At 43.4% G+C, this 13,511-nt stretch carries 8 protein-coding genes; 2 read left to right on the top strand and 6 right to left on the bottom strand.

Going from position 1 to position 13,511, the window contains the following annotated elements; genetic code table 11:
* Window positions 1–169 precede the first annotated feature (169 nt).
* Together MHB37_RS07365 and MHB37_RS07360 are read right to left on the bottom strand one after the other, a co-directional pair.
* Window positions 170–4,759, bottom strand: coding sequence for an endo-1,4-beta-xylanase (locus MHB37_RS07365; protein ID WP_405169091.1), 4,590 nt, complete (start codon window positions 4,757–4,759; stop codon window positions 170–172).
* A 406-nt stretch (window positions 4,760–5,165) separates the two neighbouring features.
* Window positions 5,166–6,053: a LysR family transcriptional regulator gene (locus tag MHB37_RS07360; protein ID WP_341164585.1), complete on the bottom strand. Its 888-nt coding sequence runs from the start codon at window positions 6,051–6,053 to the stop codon at window positions 5,166–5,168.
* 111 nt (window positions 6,054–6,164) lie between these two features.
* Between MHB37_RS07360 and MHB37_RS07355 the strand changes: the two genes are divergently transcribed.
* Window positions 6,165–7,571 (top strand): MFS transporter, encoded by a 1,407-nt coding sequence (locus MHB37_RS07355; RefSeq protein WP_405169090.1) that lies wholly within the window; start codon window positions 6,165–6,167, stop codon window positions 7,569–7,571.
* Between the two features lie 344 nt (window positions 7,572–7,915).
* Window positions 7,916–10,588, top strand: a complete 2,673-nt coding sequence (locus tag MHB37_RS07350; protein WP_339247244.1) for a cation-translocating P-type ATPase — start codon at window positions 7,916–7,918, stop codon at window positions 10,586–10,588.
* Between the two features lie 104 nt (window positions 10,589–10,692).
* Here the strand turns inward: MHB37_RS07350 and MHB37_RS07345 are convergent, their stop codons facing one another.
* The 4 genes from MHB37_RS07345 to MHB37_RS07330 all read right to left on the bottom strand — a co-directional run bounded on the left by MHB37_RS07345 (window position 10,693) and on the right by MHB37_RS07330 (window position 13,489).
* Window positions 10,693–10,902 carry a helix-turn-helix transcriptional regulator gene (locus tag MHB37_RS07345; RefSeq protein WP_076125269.1) on the bottom strand — a complete coding sequence of 70 codons (210 nt, stop codon included), beginning with the start codon at window positions 10,900–10,902 and terminating at the stop codon, window positions 10,693–10,695.
* Window position 10,903: 1 nt separating this feature from the next.
* Window positions 10,904–11,230: a DUF6442 family protein gene (locus tag MHB37_RS07340; RefSeq protein WP_405169089.1), complete on the bottom strand. Its 327-nt coding sequence runs from the start codon at window positions 11,228–11,230 to the stop codon at window positions 10,904–10,906.
* A 130-nt stretch (window positions 11,231–11,360) separates the two neighbouring features.
* A complete protein-coding gene (locus tag MHB37_RS07335; protein WP_405169088.1) occupies window positions 11,361–12,449 on the bottom strand; it encodes a nucleotidyltransferase domain-containing protein in 1,089 nt (362 codons plus the stop codon).
* Between the two features lie 167 nt (window positions 12,450–12,616).
* Window positions 12,617–13,489: a YitT family protein gene (locus tag MHB37_RS07330; RefSeq protein ID WP_036675789.1), complete on the bottom strand. Its 873-nt coding sequence runs from the start codon at window positions 13,487–13,489 to the stop codon at window positions 12,617–12,619.
* Window positions 13,490–13,511 lie beyond the last annotated feature (22 nt).

Raw genomic sequence — 13,511 nt, 5'->3', positions numbered from 1 at the left:
AACTTAACGGAACATACACACAAAAAAATCGCTGCTCCTCTCCGCAGGGAGGTGAGCAGCGATGCTTAAAACAGAAGAACGCAAGGGATGGTTGCACACGTATTTCCACTCTTCAGACTAAATATGGCCTTGAGTCAATTCAGACTTTTTTTCTCTGCTGCCGGGACTACTACTTCCAGATACGATACAGAATGACTGCCGCTTCTGCACGGGTAAGGTTATCGTTCGGTGCAATTCTATTGTTCTTTCCGTTTACGACTCCGGATTGGATCAACAATGATGCACTGTCTTTTGCGTAGCTGGAAATGCTTGCTTCATCAAGATAAGCAGCAGCTACAACGCCGCTCGCCTTAACTTCCTTACCGGTTGCCGCCAGCGCTCGTGCTGTCAGCACCATCATATCTTGTCTGGAGATATTGCTATTGGGTCTAAACGTATCATCTTTAAAACCTGTAGCAATTCCCAATTCCTTCGCGATGACCAGTTCATCATAATAGTAGTCTGTCTTTTGGACATCGTTGAACATTATTGCACTTTTGCCCGTTCCCTTCAGTTCAAGCGCTCTTACGAGGAGAGTAATGAAATCCGCTCGTTTGATTGAATCTGCAGGTGAAAAGCTGTTCGTGGACGTTCCTTTGATGATATCGCGAGCCGCCATAATGTCTATAGATTGTTTGGCCCAAGAAAGATTCTGCAGATCTCCGAAGTTTTTCTTTACGAAGGTTACTGCATAAGTGCTGAAGTGGGTTGTTTGAAAGACAACCGTTTGGGTTGCAGCATCATATCGACTGCTCGGAACCGGCAGTACGTTGCCTTTGCCATCGATGTACCAAACGACTATAAGCTCGGGAAGGCTTAGCTCCTCCGCTGTCGGCACGTAAGGAATGGCTACCGTTACAGGTGCTTTAGGGTTATTCCAAGGAATAACTTTGTCACCTGCTACTACGCTTAGACCGATAATTGGACGGTTGCCAATCATATTGCGGGTAGCTGCTTCCAAGCTGTCCGTGGTGACTTTACTTATTCGTATAGATACTTGCTCAGCATTGTCTGTTACGTTGGACAGCATATTGCTTGGAATTTGAATTGTGGCATTTTCCGTCTTAAGCCATAGTTCAAAGTTTTCTTTCCCCGTTAGGCTTTGGGTCGGTAATTGTATATCATACCCTTTCGCGTCCGTTTGCTTTGGCACTTCAATGATAATTTGTTTCTTGCCGTTTGCCGCTACAGTAGCCTGCTCAAGCGCTTTTTTCATGTTGTCGCTGGAGATGGTACCTATAGCACGCCCGTTGTCGGACTTTACCTCCAGTTTAATCGTAACAACACCATCTTTGTTTGTAATGGCTCCAGGCTGTGGAGTTGCTACAACATTACCCGAGTTACTGCTACCCGTTGGCGCATTTGTTGGTGCTGGCGTCGCTGTTGGAACAGGTGTCGGGGTTGCCGATGGTTCCGTTGGGTTTGTTGGATCGGTTGGATCGGTTGGATCGGTTGGATCGGTTGGGTCAGTTGGATCGGTTGGGCTCGTTGGTGTCGGTGTCGGTGCTGTTGTCGGCGTTGGAGTGGGTTCCGGACCCGTAGATTTACCCTTTAGAGTAAGCACACCATAAACGGATGTGTCCATATACCCAGTTCCACTCGTATCATTCCAAGCCGCGACACTTTGACGTGAGCCCTCTTTAGCATCGTTGATCTGTACATCAAAACCAAGCTTTTTATCGTTGTCCGGAGTGATCCCTTGAAGTGGAATCTTCACTTCAACCGTATAGTTGGTTCCGGAAATCTGGGTTGCCGATTCAAAACCGGCTGCGATACTTAAAGGATTAAATGAAGTCTCGTTGTCAAAATTGATTCTGTACTGGCCGTCATCATCTTGATAGAACGTCGTTTTCCCATTATTTTGGTCCACGAAGATTTCGACCGAATCCTGTTCATGTGCATTCACACTGCTCTTATCAAGCTGTGTATCACTCACCTGGATCAGGACATATAAATTTTGATCATCCCAGAGTGCTTTTGCCACTCCACTCGCTCCTTGCCAAGCGGTTTGATACCGATTGACCGGAATCTCAGCGGTCTGGCTCCAGATCTCGTCAACTGTTCCGTCTATAACAGGTGCAGCAAATTTAGCAGTAGATTGATTAGCTTCTACTGATTCAGGCTCATGCTCTTCAATGAAGGTATCAGGATCGATAACGCCATAGTAAGCCGGCTTGGCTTGCAGATTTTTATCGAATAACAACGGATTGGATGAAGCTCTCCAGCTTGTGTTATCATCCATTCCCCAGAAGGTAACACGTTTGATAGAATTAGCGTGATCCCTGAAGATATTTAACAACTGCGCATATAGATAACCCTGCGCATTAGCAAGCTTTTCAGAGAGCTGATAGTTGGTTCCGGCCTGAATGTCCAGCTCAGTTATGCTTACTTCGACACCCAAGGAAATGAACTTTTCCAAGGAAAGCTTCACATTCTCTGGGTTCGTATTAATGCTGTAGTGCCCCTGCATACCAACACCATCGATAAGCAATTTGCCAGGGTGAGTCAGCGCGTACCTATCATTGATTTCTTTGACCATACTATAGATGGCTTGCGCTTTATTCTGATTATCTTCGTTATAATCGTTGTAATAGAGCTTAATATCCCAATCTGGATGCGCGTCCAGTACTTCTCTTGCCGCCAGGAAGGCTTGCTCTACGTAATCTGCTCCAATGGCACTTTTCCATGGGGCGGATCGCAGCGCTGTTTTCCAATCTGTTGGGTTGGATGGATTATCGCTCATCGCCTCGTTTACAACATCCCAGGAGATCACCTTGTCACCAAAATGCTCCATAACGGTTTGGATATGGGTCTGCAAATTCATAAGAGCTTCATCCCGTCCCAAGGGTATCGTGTTGTTAGCTGCGTCTGTTGTTGTATTCAGCCATGCAGGCGATTGTTGATGCCATACCAATACATGTCCATGCATCTGCATGCCCTCAGCCAGTACTTTATCTACAATTGTATCTGCCGCGGTAAACGTGAAATTACCCTTCGTAGGCTGCAACGCGTCCGGCTTCATGGCATTACCTGCCGTAGCAACATTGTGATGCATTTTCAAAAGCTCAAGTCTGACACCTTCCAGATCCTCAGCGGTTATCGCATTTCCGATCAGAAAATCATTCTGATAAGCATCCTTAATCGGTATAAGATCTTTTTCGATATCTACCGGGCCAGAGCCTACCTTTTCAAAATTAATATCATCAATATAAAAAGAGGCCGTGCTATTACTGGAGCTTTCCACATAAATGGTCAAATACTCACTGCTTACATTGTTATAACGGTAGGATCCCTCAAACTGAATCCAGCCATCGCTTGCACTGATGGTTTTAGGTGCGAGCTGCACATAATTGGCGCTGCTGCCATTGCCAACCTGCGTGGACAGCTGGAGCTGCGAGCTTGCAGGCTGGATCAGCTTGACCCATAACGAAATTTTATATTCGTAGCCTTTGTCCACATACTTCTCCACACGTAATGTCGGCCCATGCCATGTACTGGTTCTTCCCTCAACCTTCAAAGCGTATGAACCATCATCCGTATGATTCGCTTCATTAGTAACCGTAAGCGTTTCTGTACCTGCTCTGCCTTCAAAACCACCTGCCGTTTGATCCTCAAAAGTAACAGTGGCAAAAGGTAAAGCTGGGTCTCTAGGTGTTTCTGGTGTTGGAGTTGGCTCTACGGTAGCCACCTTTTCTGTGACCAGTACATCCCCAATGTAGAACGGAACCGTTTTCCCGTCATCATTGGATTGAACGCGCAGTGTCGTATCTTTGTCCGTATCCACGGTAAATTCTTTCGTCAATATGACCGCTTGGCCTGCTTCATAATTCGCATTTGCCAAAAGAGCGTAGCTGCCTATCGCTTGAAGATAAGCTTGGGCACCGCTGGGGACAATCACATCAGCGTCTACATACACGGATGCAGTTACCGTATAGGTTTTGCCGTTCTCTAGGCCCATGTCGCTGAATTTAAAATCAGCCGCGTCCCAGTTATTCGCTCTATTGCTTACATATAAAGCTGCCCCGTCAGCATTGCCCGCAAAAACCTTTCCGGTGACAGGGGTTAGGTTAGCGCTGCCTGATTGTGAGGCTAAACCTTTGCCACTCGCAAAAGTTTCGTGATAGATTTCTTTATCCGTTTCCGTCACTGCTTTTTTTGCTGTAATGAGAAGCTCCCCAATGTAGAACGGAACCGTTTTCCCGTCATCGTTGGATTGAACGCGCAGTGTCGTATCTTTGTCCGTATCCACGGTAAATTCTTTCGTCAAGGTGATTGCTTTGCCTGCTTCATAATTCACATTTGCCAAAAGGGCATAGCTGCCTATCGCTTGAAGATAAGCTTGGGCACCGCTAGGTATAGTCGCATTAGCATCCACATAGACTGATGCAGTCACCGTGTAGGTTTTGCCGTTCTCTAGGCCCATATCGCTGAATTTAAAATCAGCCGCGTCCCAGTTATTCGCTCTGTTGCTTACATATAAAGCTGCGCCGTCAGCATTGCCAGTAAAAACTTTATCATTCACAGGTGTAAGGCTAGCACTGCCTGCTTGAGCTGCAATCCCCTTGCCACTCGCAAAAGTTTCATGATATACCGTTACCCTATCTGATGATACTGTCGTATCCTGCGCCGCAGCTTCAGTAACCGGAGCGATCCAGCTTGTCGGAATAAGCAAGGCAGCTGCGAGTAAGATCGAGATTACTTGTTTAAGCATTCTACTCATTTAATGCATTCCTCCTCTAGTGATTTTCATAAAAATCAGTTAATGACCTACCTTATTAGCACCAGCCCTATATTCCCACGCTAATTTCCTTACCTGCTAAATCCTTAATTTCAACAGTGGTACAATCATCCCGAAGAGCAGTAGAACATCATCACAAATGAATCTTTTTACTTACAGATCCCCTCCTTATATGTAAACGCTTTCATGTCTACTCACACTATTTTACAGCCTCGCTGCTACGCACTACTACGCTAATATTAAAGGTGTTACCCCCCATAATTATAGGAAAACATAGCTATGATTAAAGATTCTACAAATTTAACCCAAAAAGAAAACCCCACTTACGGACCGTTGAACGTAACGGAAGGTAACGGGGAATTGGTTTGTTAGTTGTTCTGCCGCATAATTAAATGGTCTGTTTGGATAACGCTCCAAAATATTCTACAACTACCTCCCGAAATTCCAAAGCGGCCTGAGAAATGTACCGGCTCCTGTGCCACAATAAAGCTATCTCCCTTTCCAATTCGTGATTCTCTACTTGGAGGTATTGGATATCTTCCCGTGAATTCCGTGCCGTGCTTGGTATGAAAGCTAAGCCAATTTCAGCTTCCACAAGAGTGCTAAGCCTTGCGGGTTCATCTCCCTCATACACATATTTAGGCACAAATCCAACTGATTTGCATACAGAGTCTATTAAATCGCGAGTACCATAGCCACTCTTTACACCAACAAACCACTCATCCCTTAGCTCTATCAAAGTTACGCTGTTTCGATTGGCCAGCCGATGCCCCTTTGGAACAGCCACAAGAATTGGATCGATAAAGACGATTTGACATTCGATGTCATCCCCTTTTATTGGAGGTGAGGATAAGCAATAATCAACTTCTCCTCTATTAAGAAGTGTAACCATTTCCTGCGTGGTTAGCATTTGCACATGGTATTGAATATCAGGCCGCTTTTTCCGAAACTCTCGCAGGATATTGGGTAATGTGCTTGCGGTCGTCACCGCTAATTCGAGTGTGCCATGTTCAGGACTGGATAAATCGCTAAGCTCCTGTTTTCCCTGCTCCAATTCAAACAATGCCCTTTCAGCTCGGCGAAGGAACCGGCTTCCGGACTCATTCAGTCGCAGCTTTCTTCCTACCCGATCGAATAAAGGTACCCCCAGATCCTCCTCCAAACGCTGAATCGTTTTGCTTAGTGAAGATTGAGTAACGTGTAGATTTCGTGCAGCTTCAGTCATATGTTCCAACCGAGCTACCGCGAGAAAATATTGCAGTTGCAAAAGTTCCAATTCGCACCTCCGTTCATTCCCTCAAGTCAATGAGATCATAACATAAAATGCGTTGGAATGAATAATCGATTTCAAGTACGATGACATTAATAAGCTTTAGGGGGATTTAAAATGAGTGTTCGCAACAGGTGGTTAATGATTTCAGTAGGTCTGGGGATTTTATTGAACCCTTTAAATTCTTCGATGGTATCTGTGGCTATTCCAAGGCTGCAAAATGTATTCCAGCTTGACTATACAGGTGTTTCCTGGATTATTTTTTCTTTTTACATTGCAAGTAGCATCGCTCAACCTGTCATGGGAAAGGCCAGCGATTTATTCGGCCGGAGGAAAATATTTCTTACCGGGCTTGTCGTATCCTTCATTGCAGGTTTATTAGCTCCTTTCTCCCCAAACTTTGGCTGTCTCATCGTGTTCCGTATTGTGCAAGCCATTGGAACTAGCATGATGGTTGCCGTTGGAATGGCCATTGTGCGGATTCATATTACGGAGAAACAAGCGACCGCACTATCTGTTTTATCCATCTTCCTATCCGGCGCGGCAGCAATTGGTCCCTTTATTGGCGGGGTTATTATTCACTGGTGGGACTGGCCAGCTATCTTTTTCGTCAATATTCCATTCGTGGTCGCTAGCTTTCTATTATCTTGGAGGCATATCCCCAAGGACGAACCGTCAACAACCGTTACCCTGGGAATGTCCCTGCGCAAATGGTTTGATTTGATTGATGCGTCAGGAATCCTGCTCTTCACTGTGGGGCTGATTGCCGTGCTCCTTGTATTGCTTTCAGCAAAATCATCCGGACATATCTCATTAATACATGTCATTACCTTGCTAACAGGACTCGTTCTGCTAGGAGTATTCGTCCGGCATGAGCTAACAGCGGCATCACCCTTTATTCCTTTACGTACATTTGCCAAATACCCGGCAATGACTTGGGTTAATGTTGAATTCATGCTCGTTAATGTACTTTTTTACTCACTCTTTTTCGGGATCCCATCCTACTTGCAAATGGTACGTCATGTCAGTGAATTCCAAACAGGAATTCTCATGCTAACGCTGGGATTATGCTCACTGATTACTGCTCCAATAGCAGGACGCTGGATCGATAGATCAGGACCCCGGCCAGCATTGCTAGTGTCCGGGGTCCTGATGACATTGGGATCAGTGTGGCTTGTGACCTTAAATCAGACTTCACCAGTTATCAGTGTATGTGTGGCTTTAGCTGCATTCGGTATTAGCAACGGATTGAACAATGTCGGACTGCAAGCAGCCTTATTCCAAAGTTCTCCAAAAGAAATAATCGGTGTAGCCTCCGGATTATTTAATACATCGAGATACCTGGGAACCATCCTCTCTTCATTGTTAATAGGTATCATAATGGGAGGTAAGTTTAGCTTCGAGGGATTTCAAGTCCTTGGGGTTATCCTCACGGTAATTGCATTGTCTTTGGTATTCATGAGTCGGAAGCACCGTGAGTCAGGGCAATTGCAGGAATCGGCTAATTCGGGCGCTAACAAATAGGAAAGTGCAGACAAATAAGACCTGTCATCAGACGGGTCTTGTTTTGTTATTTTAATGCGTAGCCTCAGCTCTTTATGAGTTTTATTTAACTCTTCAAGGTGGGGATAAACTCGATTCATAAATAGGATAATAAATAAAGCGCCCATAGTAAACTTGTGCTCGGTGAGCCAAAAACATAATGAAGAAACCAGATTTACATATATTTTTCCGTCCAATTTCAAGCTCAAAAGACACATTTATAATGTAAAAACAGTTTCGGCAGCTCGATATTTTGAAACTTGTCCCGGCTTGAACCGTAATTTTTAAGAACAAAGACACAGCACAGCAGAGAGGAGCTATCATTAGTGGAATATTACCGCAACAATGTAGCCGACAGTTTACAGGATGTTCAGAGTTCAGCTAACGGGCTTACTTCGGCAGAAGTCGACAAACGTCTGAAAGATTATGGTTTTAACGAATTAAAAGGAAAGAAAAAAGATCCTGTTTGGAAGCTTTTTCTTGAAAACTTCAAAGACCCTATGGTAGTCGTACTGCTTATAGCCGCCATTGTCCAGATTGTTATGGGACAAGTTATGGAGTCGCTTATTATTTTCCTCGTGTTGATTCTCAATGCAGTTATAAGTGTCATCCAGACCCGTAAAGCGGAGAGTTCACTTGATGCCTTGCAGCAGATGTCAGCACCCGAGGCCAAAGTGCTGCGTGATGGAGAATTAAAAACCGTCCCGGCAAGGGAACTTGTTCGCGGTGATATCGTATGGCTGGAAGCCGGCGATTTCGTACCCGCCGATGGCCGGATTATAGAATCGGAAAGCTTAAAAATAAATGAGGGTATGCTAACCGGAGAATCCGAAGCTGTGGAAAAGCATACGAATATCATCGCGAAAGAATCTCCGCTTGGAGACCGGCGTAATATGGCGTTCAGCGGCTCACTAGTTGTATATGGCCGCGGAAGTCTGGTAGTAACGGGAACTGCACTCACTACCGAAATCGGTAAAATTGCTGAACTCATTGAAAGCGCCGAAGCCAAGCAAACGCCGCTGCAGCGCAAGCTCGAAACATTCAGCAAGCAGCTGGGGGTAGCAATTATACTCCTGTCCATTGTAATCTTTGCCATCCAGGCCGGACGTGTTTGGTTGTCGAATGATACTGTGGATACAACAGAAGCTATCCTGAATGCGTTAATGTTTGCAGTCGCTGTGGCAGTTGCTGCGATTCCCGAAGCTCTTTCCTCAATAGTAACCATTGTCCTATCCGTAGGTACTAATAAGATGGCTAAGCAACATGCGATTATTCGTAAGCTGCCCGCTGTCGAAGCCCTTGGGTCAACCAGTGTCATCTGTACAGATAAAACCGGTACCCTCACCCAGAATAAAATGACTGTTGTAGATTACTTTTTGCCAGAAGGGGACCGTGATCAATTCAATCAAGCGCCTGAAGAATGGTCTGAAGAAGCCCGGCGGCTCCTGCATATTGCTGTGCTCTGCAACGACTCTAACATTAATGAGGATGGTAAAGAGCTGGGTGATCCTACAGAGGTAGCGCTTATTGCCTTCAGCAACAGCAAGAATAAAGATTATAAGGAAATACGCGATAATTTCCCGCGCGAAGCCGAGCTACCTTTTGACTCGGATCGCAAGCTGATGACGACCTTGCATACTTTTAACGGGCAAAAAGCAATGATTACTAAAGGCGGGCCCGATGTGCTCTTTGGTCTATGCTCGCATGTACTGTTAAGTGGAAAAGAAGTGCCGATGACACCAGAAGTTCTTGAACGCTTCTTCGAAGCCAATGAGGAGTTCTCCAGCAGAGCACTACGTGTACTTGCCTATGCCTACAAAACCGTACCAAATACGGTTACTGAAGTCGGATTAGAGGATGAACAAAATCTGGTGCTCGTAGGTTTGACAGCTATGATTGATCCACCTCGGGAAGCTGTCTACGGCGCGATCGCAGAGTCTCAGAAGGCTGGCATCCGAACCATCATGATTACCGGTGATCATAAGACAACCGCACAAGCGATCGGCCGCGATATCGGTCTGATGACTGAGAATGAAATTGCCGTAACCGGCCAAGAACTCGATGCCATGTCTGACAAGGAACTTGATCAAAAACTCGAACAGATCGGTGTGTACGCCCGTGTCTCCCCGGAGAACAAGATCAGAATTGTCCGCGCGTGGCAGCGGAAAGGCAAAATAACAGCCATGACCGGTGATGGTGTAAATGACGCGCCTGCTTTGAAACAAGCAGATATCGGAGTTGCCATGGGCAGTGGAACCGATGTTGCCAAAGATGCGGCTGCCATGATTTTGACCGATGATAATTTTGTATCTATTGTCAATGCTGTATCTGTGGGCAGAACGGTATTTGACAATATCAAAAAAGCGATCGCCTATTTGTTCTCAGGTAACCTGGGTGCAATTATCGCCATCCTCTTTGCCCTTATTTTCAACTGGATTAATCCTTTCACAGCGATTCAGCTTCTATTCATCAATCTGGCGAATGATTCTCTGCCCGCCATTGCTCTCGGGATGGAAAAACCTGAACCTAATGTGATGAACAGAAAACCAAGAGAGCTCAAGGAAGGAATATTCGCAGGAGGAATGATGCAGGCCATTGTCACTCGTGGTCTACTCATAGGTATAGCTGTAATCATATCCCTGTATATCGGACTTCAGGATTCGCCTGATATGGGCGTAGCTATGGCATTCACAACCCTGATCTTGTCTCGTACGTTGCAGACCTTTGCCGCCCGTTCGAACAGTCAAACTGCTATTGAAGCTGGGCTTTTCAGCAACAAATACGTCATCGGAGCCGTTCTGGTCTGCTTTGCCTTTTACGGCATTGCAGTTCTGCCAGGGGTTAGAGAAATCTTCTCGATTCCGGCTTCATTTGGAATGTCAGAGTGGCTGGTTGCAGCAGGCTTAGCCCTCGGCTCCCTCATCCTAATGGAAATAACGAAGGTTGTTCGAAGAGCTTTTACACCCAAGTCTGTTGAACAGAATCCTGTAAATTCCTGAGTAAGCTATAATCGACCGAAAAGACAAAACAGCGATTCTCCAATGATGGAGTATCGCTGTTTTTCTGACATCTAGAGTTAAACCTAGAAAAGCTTCTATTGATTTTAATCAAAATAAAATAATTCTTCGAATTTTTTATCCAACGCAATACATAAAATCAAAGCCAATTTTGCAGTAGGGTTAAACTGTCCGGTTTCAATCGAGCTTATAGTATTTCTTGAGACACCCACCATTTCTGCCAATTGTGCTTGCGATAATTTTTGTTCTGTTCTTGCTTCGCGCAGTTTATTTTTTAAAACCAAATGTTCACTCATACTAATCACTCATTCCATAAAAGTAAATAAACAAAAAATAAACACTTATAATTAATCCTAAAATGAATTTGAGTAAATCCATCTTCTTCTTAGTTACAGAATACATTCCAAGTCCTTCAAAGCCCAAATATCCAAAAAACATAGCTATCATAGCTTTTAATGCAAAATTTGTTTCCTGACTATGATTATATAAATTGAAGACACTCAGAATGCAAAATACAATCAACATTCCAATGAATCCGCTTTTTCTGCCTTTAGCAAAAACAAATCCTTTTCCTTCGTCTCCTTTTTCATTTCGGCTTTTTTCTAATATTTCTTCCTTTTTCATAAAAATTTCTCCTTTCAGATTGAAAAGATGATGACAAGAAAACTTGTCATCATTATTATAATACGCCAAGTTTTCTTGTCAAACAAAAAAATAGCCCACTCCAATCCAAAGATTGGTAGTGAGCTATTTTCTATACCTTCATATATTCGTTATATAATTGCTCGAAAGTATTATATCGTTCGACTTTCCTGCCTACCTTGTTGTATTCCTCCAGATATTCATCCATGACCTTCAGAAACTCATTCTTAAAGACTTGAAGATGGTCAGAATCAAAATACTGCATGATATCAAACTTTTTGGTTCCCTTCCATTCTGTCATTTCATCAAGAAAACCTTGTATGCCCATTGCTGCTAGATACGCATACGATCTATCACCCGATTCTACACTTGCTATAATCTTATTGCGGTAGTTGCACCATAATTCCTCATAAGTTCCGCCAAGATTATCATAGCTTGGGACTGGCTGCACTACAAAATCCTTATACATTTTATTATATAGATCGTTGATGTTTCTAAGGGACTTATATGCTGCACTTCTGATTTCATCGATAGTCTTCGCCTCTATCACAGCCATATATGTCTTTTCAAAATCATCAGGAACATAACGGTACGTAGCTATTTCCTCCAAATATCTTTTCATTCCCCGTTTGAAATAAGTATTGTTCAAATGAGTTAGCGCATTTAACAAATTGTATAAAACTTCGCTTGAAGCATATCTTACTGCTCCTATATCTTCAGAAAGTAATGTATTCGCATATTCCTGTTTTGCTATGTCTATACACTTTTTCGCTCTACTGATACATTCTCTCCCTATAGGCATTGCCAGAGCATCGAGTGCTCTCTGTTTATATAAATTTAGCTTTTCCAAATATTCGGGTTTTGCACAGTATAACACCTGTAAATCCACCAGACATGAAATCATTGGACTCTCGAGATTGGCTTGATCTTCTATCCTTGTTTCCCATGGCGTACAATATAGATCGTATCCAATATCATCCAAAATAAAACACGAAGATATTCCCCAGCCCTGCTCTGTGTTATTAATTATGATTAGATCAAGATCGCTTTTTTCATGAAAATCCCCAGTACTAAAAGAACCTGTAAGCCCAATAATTGCAATATCATCAGAAAAATCTCTCTTAGCCCGTTCAATGACCATGCTAATAAGCTTTTCATTTTTGATTAAGATCTTTTCTTTAAGAACAGCATTCATATCCATGTCCCCTCTCCAACCTTATTAATTCTATTGTATAAGCATGTTGTTAGAGTAGGTATTCCAACTTTAATTATATTAAATCTATACCAAGCCCTTCCTCTCCTTCAAAGAAAACAAAAAACGCGCTGGCAAGAGCATAATTAGCTTCTCTCCAACGCGATTTATAGTCATTAGTGAATATTTTTCTTTTTGAAACTGCCGCCCTTAACTTCTGCAACATCGTAGACTACTACAAAGGCATTCGGGTCAATTTCACGAATAATATCTTTTATTTTACTTTCTTCCAGACGGTTAATTACACAAGTAATTTCTTTGAATTGTTCATTGGAGTAGCCGCCATAAGCATCTGTATAAGTTGCTCCACGACCCAATCGGTCACGAATAGTCTCGACCATGATTTCCGGTTGAATGGTGATGATTTTAAACGTTTTAGAGCCACTCAAACCTTCTTCAATAATATGAATGACCTTAGAAGCAATAAAATAAGCAAGCGCTGATAGAATAGCCCCTTGTAGGCCAAATACTGTTGAAACAACAATAAAGACAAACATGTTTAGAAATAAGATTAAATCACTGGTCCCAAAAGGTAATTTTCGTGAAAGTAAGACAGCTAACATATCTATCCCATCTAATGCTCCACCATTACGTAAGGCTAAACCCATACCAAAACCGATAATAATCCCGCCAACAACGGTAATTAATAAGGTATCACCTTCTATAATCGTCGGTACATGATGCATAAGACTAGTGCCAATAGCCAGTGAAGCAATACCGATAACGGAGTAAAGAGCAAAGCTTTTACCAATTTGCTTATATCCTAGCCACACAAAAGGGATATTAATTATGCCAATTAGCAGCCCTAGCGGTAAGCCAAACAGTTCAGAGCCAACGATGCTTAGACCTGTGACACCTCCATCTGAGACGTTGTTGGGTATCAATACGGATTCTAGACCATAGGCAGCTATTAGCGCCCCAATAATAATCATGAATACTTTTGAGAATATCTTGAGTTTATTTGATTTCTGTTTTCGCGTTTCAATCATTGAATTTCTCCGTTTCACATTG

This window comes from Paenibacillus sp. FSL H3-0286 (genome assembly GCF_045040705.1).
GTDB classification, from domain to species: Bacteria; Bacillota; Bacilli; order Paenibacillales; family Paenibacillaceae; genus Paenibacillus_AQ; species Paenibacillus_AQ odorifer.
Note: the sequence above shows the minus strand (reverse complement) of the source record. Positions and strands in the feature narration are given on the sequence as shown.

Excerpts from the sequence above, each read along its gene's own strand:
- MHB37_RS07365 (WP_405169091.1), bottom strand. The coding sequence starts at position 4,759 with ATGAGTAGAATGCTTAAACAAGTAATCTCGATCTTACTCGCAGCTGCC.
- MHB37_RS07355 (WP_405169090.1), top strand. The coding sequence starts at position 6,165 with ATGAGTGTTCGCAACAGGTGGTTAATGATTTCAGTAGGTCTGGGGATT.
- MHB37_RS07345 (WP_076125269.1), bottom strand. The coding sequence starts at position 10,902 with ATGAGTGAACATTTGGTTTTAAAAAATAAACTGCGCGAAGCAAGAACA.
- MHB37_RS07340 (WP_405169089.1), bottom strand. The coding sequence starts at position 11,230 with ATGAAAAAGGAAGAAATATTAGAAAAAAGCCGAAATGAAAAAGGAGAC.
- MHB37_RS07335 (WP_405169088.1), bottom strand. The coding sequence starts at position 12,449 with ATGGATATGAATGCTGTTCTTAAAGAAAAGATCTTAATCAAAAATGAA.
- MHB37_RS07330 (WP_036675789.1), bottom strand. The coding sequence starts at position 13,489 with ATGATTGAAACGCGAAAACAGAAATCAAATAAACTCAAGATATTCTCA.